Here is a 15,713-nt window from a genome sequence, read left to right on the forward strand (position 1 = left end):
CTCACCGCTCGGTCAGGGCGACGGATTGCGCCTTGTTGATCGGCTTCATGAGATAGCTGAGGATGGTCTTGCGACCGGTCATGATTTCCGCCGAGGCAACCATGCCCGGAATGATGGGATAGCTCTTGCCACCGCGCATCAACTCGGACTGGTCCGTTTTTACCTGGACCAGATAGAAGGTCTCGCCCTTGTCCTTATCGACAATACTGTCGGCGGAGATATTGGTCACCACGCCTTCCAGGCCGCCGAAGATCGAGAAGTCGTAAGCCGTGACTTTCACGATCGCCTTCTGGCCGCGCGTTACGAATGCGACGTCACGCGGCGAAATCTTGGCTTCGATCAGAAGCGTATCTGCGGTGGGGACAATGCCGGCGACCACGGTGCCGGGGTCGACATAGGCGCCGATCGTATTGACCTCGAGCGTGTTGACGATGCCATCCACCGGAGAGCGGATATCGGTGCGGCTGACACGATCGGTCGCGCCGCGGATCGTTTCGTCGATGACCGAGAGTTCAGCGAGGGTCTGTGCCTTTTCCGTCAAGGCCTGCTGACGCAACTGAAGCGCCAGTTCCTCCACCTGAAGACGCGCTTCCTCTACTGCGCCGCGGAGCCGCTCGAGGCTCTCCTGATAGACCGTGATCTGGCCGCGCTGATCTGTCAGTTCGCGCTCAAGCGCAATCAACTCGGTTTGTGCCACGAGGCCCTTCTTCGCCAGCGGGCTCATGAGATCGTATTGCCGCGTCGCCTGGGTGATGTTCTGCTCGAGGCGCACGATATTGGCCTGCGCCTCGCTCAGTTCGTTCTCGCGCTGACGCACGCGCTCCCGAAGCACGCCCGCCTTGTTGATGTAGGATGCCTTGTTGGCAGCGAAGAGCCGCTCCTCATTTGCACAAACCTGGCTTGCGACCGATAGAACGTCGTCCGGGCAGACGAAAGCGACGTCGTAGGAGCCCGCCTCCTCCAGCGCCAGGCGCGCAATCTTGGCGCCAAGGGCCCGCGCCCTTGCAACGGACTCGCCGAGCGACGATTCCGTCGTCGTGTTGTTGAGCTGGACGATCAGTTCACCCTTGCGCACGACCTGGCCGACCTGAACGGCGATGGTTTCGACCACGCCTGCTTCGGAGGACTGCACGATCTGTGTCTTGGAGACGGGAATGACCTTCCCTTCCCCTCTCGCGATCTCGTCGATCTCGGCGATTGCAGCCCATGCCAGAAAAAGCACGATAAGGGACGCCACGAGGAACACTATCATGCGGGCCATGAACGGAGGCGTGTCGGCAACCGGACGGCTCATGGCTTCACGCCCTTCTTCTGCATGGCTTCGATAACCTGATGCTTCGGCCCGTCGGCCACCACACGGCCCTTGTCGAGGACGATCAGACGGTCGACGAGATCGAGCATGGTGAAGCGATGGGTGGCAATCAGAAGCGTGGTGTTCTTGTCGAAGGCGCTCGACAACCGGTTGATCAGATGTCGCTCGCTTGCCAGATCCATCGCCCCCGATGGCTCATCGAGGAAAACGATCTTCGGCTTGGTTAGCAGGAGACGTGCAATCGTCATGGCCTGTTTCTGGCCGCTCGACAGGTTGGAACCGCGCTCGCCGACCGGCATGTCGAAGCCACGGGGATGGCGCGAGACGAACTCTTCAACGCCCGTCATGCGGGCCACTTCGAGTAGTTCCTCGTCGGTGGCGTCCGCGCGACCGATCAGGAGGTTTTCCTTGACCGTTCCGGAGAAGAGATCCGAAGATTGACCCGCGACAGCAACGGCCGAACGCACTTCCGACATGTGATATTGGCGAATATCGACGCCATCGATCAGCACGCGCCCGTCCGTCGGGACGAAGAGGCCATCGAGCAGACGGCCAAGCGTCGTCTTGCCGGAACCGATCCGGCCGATGATGCCGACCTTTTCCCCCGGCGCGACTGTCAGGGACAGCTTGCTGATGACCGGATTGTCCGAGCCCGGATACTGAAAGTTCACGTCCTGGAAACTGAAACCGCCATGCTTGATCTCGCGGTTGACGAAACCGACCGTCGACGGCCGATCCTCGGGCTGCTCCATCACCTGATCGAGAATTCTGAGCGACAGCGTCGCCTGACGGAAACGCGCGAGCGTCATGGCGATCTGGCCGAGTGGCGCGCCGGCACGGCTGGCAAGCATCACGGTGGCGATGATCGCGCCCATGGCGAGGCGCCCTTCCGAGAACTCGTAAGTGCCGGCAATCACGATAAGCACGCCGACAATCTGCTGGATCAGTGCCGTCAGGTTGATGGCATTGGTCGAGATATGCTTGATCTCTTCGCTCGTTCGGCTCGAATGCTTCATCAATTCCTGCCAGCGACGCAGCATGGTCGCTTCGGCGCGCAGGCTTTTCAGCGTTTCGATGGTGGAGATCGTTTCCACCAGAAGCGCCTGCCGTTTCGACGCCTCGTTCGAGGCCGCCGCCATCCGGTGGCCGATCTGAGCCTGGGCGCGAAGGCCGATCGCGATGGAGAGTATCAGCGCAACGGCCGGAATGATCGCAAGCCAGCCGGAGATCAGATAGATGACGATCAGGAAGATGAAGACGAAGGCCGTATCGATCATCAGACCGATCGTGTTCGAGGTGAAGAACTCACGCACAAACTCGTATTGCATGACGCGATTGGCATATTCGCCCGTCGACAACGGACGCGAGGCAAGCGTCGTGTTGAGCACCTTGTCGAAGATCATCTGCGACAGACGAAGGTCGGCGTTGCGCCCGGCGTGGTCGATCAGCGAGGCGCGCGCTTCCTTCAGCAGATAGTCAAAGAGATAGGCGAGCATGATGCCAGCCGCGAGCACCCACAAGGTCGGGATTGCCTTGTTGGGCAACACACGGTCGTAGACGTTCATCGTGAAGAGCGGCGAGGCAAGTGCGATCAGGTTGATGAACAGTGCCGCAAGAATGACGCGCAGATAGGTGCGCCAATAGGGCATCAATGCCCGCACAAGCCAATGGCGCTTCTCGATCTCGTCCGCGCTACCGATATGCGCGTTTTCACTGTCGTTCCGATAGAAGAGCGTGAAGGCGAACAGGAATTCCGGGCCGAGCGCCATAAGCTCCTGGTGCGTCAACCGCACCGAAGCGGCTCCCTCGCGAATATCGAGCGTGTAGACACCGTCTTCGCTGACCTCGAGCAAGGGTAGCGTTCCGCCATCCTTGAGGACGACGATGGCTGGACAATCAAAATCGTTTTCGCGGATCGCACGTTCGCCAATCCGCATGACCTGCAGGCCAATCCGCTCGGCGACATGTTCCACATCGTCGAGTTCGAGAGATTCAACGATTTCGTCCGGCAGACCTGAGAAAAGTACGGTATCGGAGCTGGGCCGACCGTAAAATGTGGCGACAGCCTTGAATGACGCACGAAAGCTCAGGCGGGCACGAGGGCCCGCCGGTTCGATCAACGAATTTAACATGTCATCCTATCGGATGGGCGTTTACTGGAGCGGCGCCAGGAGGTCCATCGGAATTCCCGCCTTTTGCCGCGGATCCCGCTCGACATAGGCCCCATTCGGGGTCGTCTTCACGGAGAATTCGTTGCGCGCGTAAGCGTCGGTCTGACCGACTGCCTTTACATTCATGGTCTTCAGCAGAGAGCCCGAAGCCGCCAGGATCTTGTACTCCGCGAACAGGGCTGCAACGCGGGCCGTTTCGGCGACGATGCTGGTGTTGAAGCGGGTGTTCTGCGCGTCGAGAACGTCCAGAAGCGAGCGCTGGCCGATCTTGAACTGCTCGCCATAAGACGAAACAAGCTGGGCATTCTGCGAGGACTGCGAGTTCAGGATCTGGGAGAGCTCGCCGCGGCTGCGGCGCTCATTCCAGGCCGAACGCACGGACTCTTCGATCTCACGATGAACCTGATCGGATGCGTAACGCTGTTCGCTGGCGCGACGGATCTGCTCCTGCTCGCGGGCCTGGTCGATACCACCGCGATAGAGGTTCCAACGGGCGACCAGGCGCACCTGAACGTCGTTGGTGTTGCCCTGGCTGGTGCCGACGTCATTGCCGACGCTGGCCCGACCTTCGAGATCGACGGTCGGGGCGTAGTTGGAGCGCGCAGCACGCACTGCCGCGTCAGCGGCATCGATGTCGGCGCGGGCCGAATAGATGCGCGGATTGTTGGATTTTGCGGTTGCGATGGCATCGTCGAGCGTGCGCGGAAGCAGCTTGGCAACCGAGGCCGGCACCTTTGCATTGGTGATCGGCTCGCCGACCGTCTTCAGGAAACGGATCTTGGTGAGCTCCAGCTCCTCCTGAGCTTCGCGCAGGCGAGCCTTGGCGGCGGCGAGACGCTCACGCCCCTGAACGGCGTCGACTTCGGTCAGCGCACCACCGGAGATACCCTGGTTGATATCAGAGAGAATGCCGTTGTGGAACGAGACGTTCTGCTGCGCCACACCAACGATCTTGGCCTGCAGGATGTATTCGAGATAGTCCTGAACGACCTGCAGGGCGATCGTCTCCGAACGCTCCAGAACACGGAAGGACGCACCGTCGACGCGCGAGGCCTGCTGATCGACCTGGGCCCGGCGGCCGCCGCCATCCAGAAGCCGCTGGGTGACCGTGAGGCCGACCTCGGAAGAATTAAAATCCTCGGAGTCCCGGCTCAGGTTTCCCGTGCTCTCGTTCGAGAGCCGGCGCTTTCCCACGCTTGCCTCCAGATCGATCGACGGGAGATAGAGACCGCGCGCCTGGCGCAGTTCGAACTCGACCGCCTCGCGGTTCTGGACCGCTTGCGAAATCTGCGGATTGGTCGTCAGCGCCTTTTGAATGGCCTCCTGCAGCGACATGGCGCTCGCTGGGGCAACAGACGCGATTGCAAAGGCTGCCGAGGTGTACAAGGCTGCGAATAAAGTCTTTTTGGTAAACAAAGGTCTGCCCCTACCCAATTCTTGCTTGGAGGCCGTTATATACCGGGGCACCGGTCGCTGGGAAGTCCAATCGGCATGTCCAAAAGATGCACCCAATTTTGATCTGTTGGAACGAAAATCGAGTTTTTTCAGATCTTGAGAAAAGAATTACTCGAAGTTTCGAACTTGTATGGCCAAGGTCAACTATTGCGCGCAGTCATTCGAATCATTTTGCTGGGCTTCGACGTTAACCGTGCAACAAAGCCCCCGTATTTTCAGGTGAAATCCGGCAGATGCGATGGAACTGTCTCCAATAGGCAACACCCATTTAAGCACCTGCGACCGTCGACGGGCAGCAACGCATGCGCAAAGCCAGAGTCCTTTTCGAATCGTCGCCAAGTAAAGTCCGCTTCAGCGCGGCCGTGAAAAGAAAAAGGGCGCCGATCTGGCGCCCTTTCTCCTAGTAAAACCACTATCTGTCTTAGTCGTGCGGGGTAACGACCGCATGCTTGTCGTCGAACAGCACCTTGATGGCGGTGTCGTGGTTCTGCAGGACCACGACGTCCTTCCAGGTGTCGGCACCGGTCTGGACGCTGACCGTGGTGTTGCCGTCGTCAACCGTTGCCCGCAGATGCGAGGCTGCGGTCTCAGCAGACGCCTGTTCACCAAGCAGGCTGTCGAGCAGGGCCGTGACATCGAGCACATCGCCGTCACCGTTGAAGTCGGTGATGACATCGGCCACATCGAGCTCGTCAAGCGCCGTTCCGTCGAAGACAAAGGTGTCGTTGCCGGCACCGCCGGTCATCACCACCTGGCCCATGCCGCCATGCAGGATGTCATCGCCATCCGTTCCCATGACCGTCAGCGGATCCGCATCCGACCCGAAGATCGTATCGAAGCCGACTTCCATGAAATCGCCGGTCGAACCGTCCGCGAAGGTGAACGTGCCCGTCGAGAAGACCGTCTGACCATCTTCCTGACCGCCGGTGTTGTCGGTGGTGAGCGAGATGCTCGTGACGCCGTTGTCGAAAAGGCTCGACAGCTCGCCCTCGTCGCTGATGCCGTTGTTGTTGGCATCAACCCAGATCTTCAGCTTGGAGAAGGCATCGTCGCTTGAGTCGATCTTGCCGTCGCCATTGCTGTCGAGCGAGGCAAGAGCCGCCACGCCGCTGGCAAACTTGCCCCCATTGAAGTCCGGCGTGAAGATTTCCGAGCCGTTGTCGATCAGGCCGTTGCCATCTACGTCAAAGGCCAGGATGCCATCATCGCTGGTCCAGGCGATCTGGTCGGTCTTGCCATCGGCATTGATGTCGAAGCTGACGCCATTGTCGATCGACGAGAAGGCGAAGCCGTTCTTGTCGAGGTCGAGGATGATCGGGTCGGCGCCAGGCTCCTTCACGCTGACTTGCAGTTCGTATTCCTTGTTATTGCCGATCGCTCCCATTCTGTTATCCGCAGAGCTGCTGTATCTGCCGACTTGAATATAATAGGTCCCCGCATTGAGCGTTCTCTCGATATAGGCCTCATTGTTGCTGGATGAAAGATCATCATTCCAAGCCACCAGGGTTTTGTCCTGGTTGAAAACAGCGAGAACCGAGTCAAATTCAGCGTTATCGATATCAAGTCGAACAAAGGTACCATCGGCCTCGATTACGAGCTTGTAGAAATCGGTTTTTCTGTCGGATCCCTTCGCAGAGATGGTCACAGACGGATTATTTTGGGCATCCGTCACATGGGGGTCATTTGATTTAACGTAATTCAAAGATGTCAGATCATACGCAGAGTTGAAATTCGGACCCGCGGAGGCCTGAATGTCGTATTGCGTTGCTGTGTCCGCCAGAACCGTGAAGGACACGGTTCCGACATCTGACTTGTACTGGTTACTTCCATTCGTCTGACCATTGTCTCGAACTGTATAGTCGAACGAGGCGACGCCAGTGAAGTTACCCGCAGGCGTGAACAGGATGTTCGTACCGCTGATCACAGCCGTACCACCTACAACATTCGACACACCGGTGATTGTCAAAGACTGTGACGATTCATTCGACGGACCGGCATTATCATTGCGCAGAAGTGATTCGAAGCTAATTCTGCGAACACCGCTATCTTCGGCAATCGACGACAAGACATCATCAACAGCCGTCGGGGCATCGTTCACCGCAGTGACCGTAATGTTTACGGTGTCCGTGTCGGACTTGTTACCACCGGCTCCGGTATTGCCATTGTCCGTTGTGGTGATCTTCAACTGATCAGAACCATTGAAGTTCAGGTCGCCCTTGTACTTCAAGCCGGTCAGTGCTGCGTTAATCTCGGCTACCGTACCGGTCAGAGTAATCGTCGAACCCGACAGCGCGCCGACCTTCAGATCCCCCTCTTTGACTTCAAGCTTGACGGTCAGGCTACCACCGCCGGCGTCGACGTCTGCGATCTGGACGCCGGTGATAGCCAGTTCGGTATCCTCAACCGCTGTCAGAGACGACGGCACTGTGTTCACCGGGGCATCGTTCACCGGGGTCACCGTGAACGATACAGAGCCAACGCTTGTCTTGAAGTCGTTTGAACCATTCGTCTGACCATTATCTCGCACCGTGTAGTCGAACGAGGCGACACCGGCGAAATTGGCGGCAGGCGTGAACAGAATGTTGGTACCTCTTATCTCAGCTGTACCCCCGACGACATTCGACAATTCCGTGATTGTCAGCGACTGTGTCGACTCGTTCGACGGCCCCCTGCTGTCATTGCCTAGCAGCGATGCAAAGCTGATAGTGCGGACAGTGCTGTCTTCCGAAACTGCAGACAGAACATCATCCGTGGCAGTTGGCGCATCATTCACCGGAGTCACGGTGATGGCGACTGTATCCACATCCGTCTTGGCGCCACCGAGGCCGGTGTTGCCGTTGTCGGTCGTGGTGATCTTGAGCTCGTCGCTGCCGTTGAAGTTCAGGTCGCCCTTGTACTTCATGCCGAGCAGAGCCGCGTTGATCGCAGTGAGAGAGCCCGTCAGCGTGACGGTGCCGGATCCATTGTTGGATACGACGAGGTCATCTTCGCTTGCGAGCGTCAGCGTGCCCTTCTTCACCTCGAGCTTGACCGTCAGGTCGCCGTTGCCGGCATCGACGTCGCTCACGCTCACGTTGGTGATCGAAAGCTCGATGTCCTCAGCAGCAGTCAACGTGGACGGTACCGCGTTTTCCGGTGCGTCGTTGACGGCCTGGACATTCACCACGAGATTTGCCGTGATCGTATCGCCGTCGCCATCCACCAATGTGTAGGTGAACGTTTCCGGCGTGTTCGACACGAGCTGTGCCGGGGCATTGTACTCCCAAGCGCCGGTCCTGAAGTTGAACATCAACGATCCGCCCAGAGCGGTGGTTACGTTCAGAACCTCGTTTGCCTCGCTGCCATCCCAGGTGTGCGTGACATCATCCACGAGGATGGACTGGATGCGTCCACCATCTGCGCCGAAGCTGTCGTTACTGAGGACGTTGCCGGAAGCGGAGGTCGGGACAGCTGATGCCGGCGTCATTGTCGCCAACAATGCTGCGTCGTCTGCCTTGGTGATCAGGATCGCTTCGCCGGGATGGGCAACATCGCCGAGATCATCGTCGTTATCATTGAGGTTCGAGCCAACGCCTACCGCGTAGGACGTCATGCCATTCGTCCCAACGAACGCCTCCCAATCCGCCTTTTCGTCATTGTTCAGTGCGCTTGGGCCGCTAACATTTCCGTCGGAGAAGAAATAGACTGTCGAGCCGGGACGAGCATTTTCAGTAATCGCTGCGATGGCGCGATCATAGTTGGTGCCGCCCGTCTCCTGCGGAATGTTATCCTCAATGTACTTTTCCGCGTCTTCTTTGCTCAGCCAATCGGTCGAAGAAGCGCCGTTGTTGAAAGTCACGATCAAGACGTGTGTGGCATCGGAGCGTTCGAGCAGATTAAGCGCAGCCTTCTTTGCGACGTCCAAGCGAGATTCGTATACCCCGTCGGTAATGGCGTCTGCATTCATGCTGCCTGATACGTCAAACGCGAGGATAAGATTACCACCTACACCCGGAGCAGATTCCCGAACCGTGGCACTTTCGCCAACCGCCACCGGAACATCATCAACGATCTCGATCTTGAACGAACCCGTCAGCACATCCTGATCACCGTCGGTCGCCGTGTAGGTTACCTCAACACTGAATGTGTTCTCACCGTTGTCGGCGAAGCCATGGGCCAGGGTATTGTCGAGAAGGTCGAACTTGTAAGTGCCGTCACTGTTGAGCGTGACCTTCCAAGAGCCGTCGCCTGCCGTGAGAGTCTTGTTCGTCGCGCTCCATTCCGCAGCAGGTGCCGACAGAGCAATGCTTCCGCCATCGGCCCCAAGCGAGATGTTCAGATTTCCGGTTGCAGAGAGCAGTTCTTTCGGCGTGGTTTCGTCATTCCCGAGGGCGAGGTCGTCTTCATTAAGGGACAGACCGGTCGTCGGCGTGCTGACCAAGGTCGGCATGTCATCCAGGATGTCGATCTGGATGCTGCTCGACGACGTATCACCGTCGCCGTCCGTGACGGTGAAGTTCACCTTCATGCGCAGCGGATCAGCGGCACCCGTGACATTCGCTTCCGGATGATCGATCGGGCCGAGCTGCGTCACAGTGTAGGCGCCCGTAACCGGGTTGGTCACTTCGACGCGGAAGATGACAGTGCCGTCGGCAAGCTTGCCTTCGATCTTCAGCGGATCGCCAGCAACATTCGCAACAGTGATCGGCAGCCCGCCAGAGGTCAGCGGGATCGTGGTGAAGCTACCCTCATCCGGATCGTTGATGACAGTACCACCGAAGCCATAGGCGATCGAGGTCACCTTAGCGCCATCGGCACCAGCGTCGAACAAGAACTGGCCATTCGCCGAGCTCTGGATGAAGGCACCCGTGTTGACATTCGCGTCTTCCGTCAACGTCACTCGGCCGGAGTAGCGAGCGACAGGACCATCGTCGAGGATGTCGATCTGGATGCTGCTCGACGACGTATCACCGTCGCCGTCCGTAACGGTGAAGTTCACCTTCATGCGCAGCGGATCAGCGGCACCCGTGACATTCGCTTCCGGATGATCGATCGGGCCGAGCTGCGTCACAGTGTAGGCGCCCGTAACCGGGTTGGTCACTTCGACGCGGAAGATGACAGTGCCGTCGGCAAGCTTGCCTTCGATCTTCAGCGGATCGCCAGCAACATTCGCAACAGTGATCGGCAGCCCGCCAGAGGTCAGCGGGATCGTGGTGAAGCTACCCTCATCCGGATCGTTGATGACAGTACCACCGAAGCCATAGGCGATCGAGGTCACCTTAGCGCCATCGGCACCAGCGTCGAACAAGAACTGGCCATTCGCCGAGCTCTGGATGAAGGCACCCGTGTTGACATTCGCGTCTTCCGTCAACGTCACCCGGCCGGAGTAGCGAGCGACAGGCGCATCGTCGAGGATGTCGATCTGGATGCTGCTCGACGACGTATCACCATCGCCGTCCGTGACGGTGAAGTTCACCTTCATGCGCAGCGGATCAGCGGCACCCGTGACATTCGCTTCCGGATGATCGATCGGGCCGAGCTGCGTCACAGTGTAGGCGCCCGTAACCGGGTTGGTCACTTCGACGCGGAAGATGACAGTGCCGTCGGCAAGCTTGCCTTCGATCTTCAGCGGATCGCCAGCAACATTCGCAACCGTGATCGGCAGCCCGCCAGAGGTCAGCGGGATCGTGGTGAAGCTACCCTCATCCGGATCGTTGATGACAGTACCACCGAAGCCATAGGCGATCGAGGTCACCTTAGCGCCATCGGCACCAGCGTCGAACAAGAACTGGCCATTCGCCGAGCTCTGGATGAAGGCACCCGTGTTGACATTCGCGTCTTCCGTCAACGTCACTCGGCCGGAGTAGCGAGCGACAGGACCATCGTCTTCGAACTGGATGCGGCTTCCTACAGCCACTTCGCTGACGGCCTTGTCGCCATCGAAGTCAGTGACCGTCAGGACGGCGTTGACCTTACCGGCGAGGGTCTGCAGCGCAGTCGACGGATTGCGGTCATTCGCGTCGTCGTTCTCGTCGTGGTCGGACGGATCATCGTGCCTGATCGAGACATACTGGACCAGGGAGAGGGTGCCGTTGTCCGAAAGATGCAGGGCAAAGGCTGCCGGGTCGGACGAATTCACGGTGGAATTACCGTCCGGGCCGTCATAGCGGCCGACGATCAGACCATTTTCCAGGAACAATACGATCGAGCGACCATCCGTGGTGAAGAGGCCAGAGGGGGTGCGGTCTCCACCGTTGATCTTCAGATCCCACTCAATTTTCACATCATCATCGGCGCCGCCGTTGATGTCAGCCGCGACAAAATTCGACTGCTGAGCGAACTGAGCCGACATGTTCGGATCTTCGCCCTTCGTGCCGACAAACCTGAAGACGTTAAGAGGGCCGTCCACATCTTCGTTCTGCCGCTTGTCACTTTCATCGACCACAAGTGTCTCGTTAGTGTTGCGGGCAACTGCCGTCGGCACGTCATCCTTGATGGTGATCGTGAAGGCATCCTTGAGGATGACGCTGTCGCCATCATGGTCGGTCGCCTTGATGATCGAACCGAAATCGATCGCCTCGACGTCCTTGTAACGGAAACCGTCCTGCAGATCGGTGTTCTGACCTTTACCGAGATCATGGTCGAGCTGGTCATGAAGTTCGAAGGTGTAGGAACCGTCTTCATTGACCGTGAGCTTGAAGACAAGACGATCACCTTCGCCATAACCGGAATTGCCGGCGTCGTTGTCATAGGCGTAAAGCGTCCTGCCCTGGATGTCGTAGCTGAGCTCTGCTCCCTTGGACGACAGACCGAGATACCGCAGCTCTGAGACCGCCGTCTGCTCGCTGATGAAGGAGAAATTGACCGTATCGTCCGCGCCGCCCTTGATCAGGTTGGCGAGCGAACCGGAGATGAAGGCCGGACCCGGCTGGTTGTTGTTCGGGCTGCCGGTGAAGGAGCCGTCGCTGTTGCCGTCGTTCGGGCTGGTGCCGACCGAGCGGCTGGTCTTGATGTCGTCTTCGTCGACGAGGCGCTCTTCCTTGGCACCGCTCAGTTCCGGAACGTCGTCCTTGATGGTGATCGAGAAGGCATCTTTCAGAATGACGCTGTCGCCGTCAAAGTCGGTTGCCTTGATGATCGAACCAAAGTCAATCGCCTCGACATCCTTGTAACGGAAACCGTCCTGCAGATCGGTGTTCTGCCCCTTGCCGAGGTCGTGGTCGAGCTGGTCGTGAAGCTCGAAGGTGTAGGAGCCGTCTTCATTGACCGTCAACTTGAAGACGAGGCGGTCCCCCTGGCCGTAACCGGCGTCACCCGCGTCGTTGTCATAGGCGTAAAGTGTCTTGCCCTGGATGTCGTAGCTGAGCTTGACGCCCTTCGACGACAGGCCGAGGAACTGAAGCTCTGAGACCGCCGTCTGTTCGCGGATGAAGGAGAACTTCACGGTATCGTCCGCGCCGCCCTTGATCAGGTTGGCGAGCGAGCCGGAAATGAAGGCCGGACCCGGCTGGTTGTTGTTCGGGCTGCCTGTGTATGAACCGTCGCCGTTGCCGTCGTTCGGGCTCGTGCCGACCGAGCGGCTCGTCCTGATGTCGTCTTCATCGACGAGGCGGTTTTCTTCACGGCCGCTCAGTTCCGGAACGTCGTCGCGGATCTTGATCGAGAAGGCATTGTTCAGCGAGACGCTGTCACCATCATAGTCCGTGGCCTTGATGAGGGCACCGAAGTTGATCGCGGTGACATCCTTAAACCACAGGCCATCCTGCAGGTCGAAGTTCTCATCCGAATTGGTCGGGCGCTCCCGGAAATCATCGCCTGGGGCGTCGTGGTCGAGCTGATCGTAGAGACGGAATTCGTAGGATCCGTTGCCATTCAGCTTCAGTTCGAAAACGAGGCGATCGCCAAACTGCGGGTCGTAGCTTTTGCCAAGTTCCGGGCCCGCGTTGTCGAAGGCGTAGAGAACGCCGTTGCGAATTTCATAGCTGAGTTCGGCGCCCTTGGAAGAAAGGCCGAGGCTCTCCAGCATGCCGCGCGCGACATCACCGTTGATGAAGGAGAAGGTCAGCGATTCGTCGGCGCCAGACTTAACGAGACTTGCCAGCGAACCCGAGAGGAACGCCGGGCCGGGCTGGTTGTTGCCCTGGCTGCCGGTAAAGGAGCCGTCAGCATTACCATCGTTCGGGCTCGTTCCAAGCGATTCACCGGGGAAACGGTTACCCAATGTGGAAATGTCGTCTTCATCCACCGTGCGGTGTTCGGACGCACCACGGACGAGTTCCGGAACGTCGTCGCGGATCGTAACGGAGAAGTAGCCCGTCAGCGGCACGCTATCGCCGTCGAAGTCGGATGCCTTGATGATCTGACCGAAGTCGATGTCCCGGACGTCGCCTTCGACATCATCCTGGAGATCGGTGTTCTGCCCCTTGCCGAGGTCGTGGTCGAGCTGGTCGAAGAGCTTGAATGCATATTCGCCGTTGGCTTCCACGGTAAGCGTGAAGACCAGGCGATCCGGCCCCGCATTGTAGACGACACCCGGCTCACCAGCGTTGACGAAGGCGTACAGCGTATCACCGATGAGATCGAAGGACAGTTCGCCACCCTTCGAGGTCAGGCCGAGCCGTGTCAGCACTGCACGGGCCGCGTCCTCATCAATAATCGAATAGGTCGTGAACCGGTTGTCCGCGCCGAAATCAACCATGCCGGCTAAGGAGCCGGACACTGTGGCCGGGCCAGGATTGTTCGATCCACGATCGCCCGTGAAGGATCCATCACGGTTGCCGTCGTTCGGGCTCGTGCCAAGCGACTCGCCCGGAATATCCCGACCAATGGTCGAGATATCGTCTTCATCCACCGTATGAGCGATCGGCCGACCGATGATCACCGGCTCATCGTCCTCGACGCGAACCGTAAACTTGCCATCGGCGCTGTCGCCATCGGAATCGGTTGCCGTGAAGGGGATCTCAAAGTCGAGGAAGTCGACCGGGTTCAGTTTCGGCCCCTCATCGCCATCGAAGATCGCGACCTGCAGTTCAGGACCATCAACCGGAGGCACCTCGATGACCGTGTCGCCGTCAGTCGGTTCATCAACGCGGACTACGGGCTCGTAGTGATCGAGATTGCCAACCAGCTCAAAGGTGTAGGAGCCATTGGCTGTCGTCGGGTTCAGCGTGATGATGAAAATCGTTTCACCTTCGCCCGGATATGGGAATTCGAGGAACTTGTCCCCTTCACCTTCGATGTACAGGGCCTTGAGCGGGCCGTCGAAGAAAGGCTTGTATGCGACCAGCTGATAGCCGCCATTCCACTTGCCGTCAGTGCCAGTGGTGTAGTCGATGCGGTAGGACAGCGGAAAACCGTCGGAGCTCAGGCCCGCGAGACCAGGAATCGCCGCCTGGATCTCTTCCGATGTCGAAGAGGTGTCGAGGCCCGTAAAGCTGACTGTACGGCCAACCGGGTCATCACCGTTCGGCTCACCGCCTTCACCCAGAGTTTCGCTCTTGAGATCATTGTCCGCACCCCAGCGAATGCCGAGCGAACCTTCAGCCTTCGAAGTGCTCGAAAGCGGCATATCCGAGTCGGACTCCGAGTCCGAAACACGCTTTACGAGCTTTGACTCGACAACCTTGCTTGTGAGATCGTCTTCGTTGACAGAACCGCCGACCGGGGCGCCAATCGTCGGCGCATCGTCTTGCACGTCTATATTGAAGGTGCCAGTGACGCTGTCGCCGTCCTGGTCGGTGACGGTGTAGGTAAAGCCGAGGCGCAGGAGATCGTCAAGATCATCCTGGGAGCCGTTACTGCCCGCGTCAGGATGCTCGAGCTTGCCAAAAAGTTCGAAGGTGAAGTCACCCTCGACACGGTTGGTGATCGTGATGGTGAAGACGAGGTTGCCGGCGGAATCGCGGCCTTCGAGCGCGAGGAAGTCGAGGTCCGCAGCGTCGGTCGGCGCCGGGAAGCTCGTGACCGTGATCGGGAGACCGCCCGAAGTGAAGCCGCCGAGAACCTTGAGGCCATCGCCTTCATTGACATCGGACGCGCCAACGAAACCGATGGCCGTGATCGTGCCGGAATCCGGGCCCGGATTGAAGGGCAGACGGCCGCTGATGATCTTCACGCCATCGCCGCCGGCAATGACAGCCTCGTCGTAGATGAACGAGGTCGTCAGCGGGGTCGGGATGGAGGGCCGGCCATTACCACCGAACACGGCAGCCGTGCGAAGTTCGTCGCCGAAGCTGGTATCGCCCAGCAGATCTGCCAGAGCCAGATCTTCCGGGCCGGCGTCAATCGGATCGTCATTGAAGTTGCGGCTCGCAGCGGGCGTCGACTGGGCCGAGAAGGTCCCATCCGGCCCGGCCGCAACGTTGATGTTGCTCTCTTCAAGGGCGGCAAAGAGCGCGACCTGCGGCAGCTCGACATCGCCGACCACAAAGGTCGGGATGTTTGCAGCGCCGCCAATCACGGTGATCTCGGTGCCATCTGCCAGGACGAGGACGAGGTTTTCACCGTCGACCTGGAATTCGAGGTTGTCGAGTTCGATGCCAGCCGGCAGCGTCACGACATTATCGTTGTCGGGCGTTACTTCGCTCGGGATCACGGCTGCGGCGACGTCAACCGGCTGCTGGGCCGGCAGGCGATCGGTGCGACCGGCGTCGGGCGTTTCCGCCTGAGCCACTTCAATTCCCTCTACGGTCTCGCTGGCGAAACCCAGATGCTGCTCGACCGCAGAGTCGAACTCGCCTGCTGCGGAAGTATTGTCGATGCTGGACAGGCGCGGATCTTCGATGGACATGGTAACT

At 58.9% G+C, this 15,713-nt stretch carries 4 protein-coding genes; all 4 read right to left on the reverse strand.

Annotation, left to right across the window (positions count from 1 at the left end; all coding sequences use genetic code 11):
• Nucleotide 1: 1 nt before the first annotated feature.
• Nucleotides 2-1,294, reverse strand: a complete 1,293-nt coding sequence (locus tag BSY240_RS10850) for an HlyD family type I secretion periplasmic adaptor subunit (protein WP_054150915.1) — start codon at nucleotides 1,292-1,294, stop codon at nucleotides 2-4.
• Nucleotides 1,291-3,444, reverse strand: coding sequence for a type I secretion system permease/ATPase (locus BSY240_RS10855; protein WP_069042311.1), 2,154 nt, complete (start codon nucleotides 3,442-3,444; stop codon nucleotides 1,291-1,293). The genes BSY240_RS10850 and BSY240_RS10855 overlap by 4 nt, the downstream gene beginning before the upstream one ends.
• A gap of 21 nt (nucleotides 3,445-3,465) precedes the next feature.
• A complete protein-coding gene (locus tag BSY240_RS10860; protein ID WP_069042312.1) occupies nucleotides 3,466-4,818 on the reverse strand; it encodes a TolC family outer membrane protein in 1,353 nt (450 codons plus the stop codon).
• Nucleotides 4,819-5,359: 541 nt separating this feature from the next.
• Nucleotides 5,360-15,706: a DUF5801 repeats-in-toxin domain-containing protein gene (locus tag BSY240_RS10865; protein WP_069042313.1), complete on the reverse strand. Its 10,347-nt coding sequence runs from the start codon at nucleotides 15,704-15,706 to the stop codon at nucleotides 5,360-5,362.
• Between the last annotated feature and the right edge of the window lie 7 nt (nucleotides 15,707-15,713).

It is taken from the genome of Agrobacterium sp. RAC06, assembly GCF_001713475.1.
Lineage (GTDB): Bacteria > Pseudomonadota > Alphaproteobacteria > Rhizobiales > Rhizobiaceae > Allorhizobium.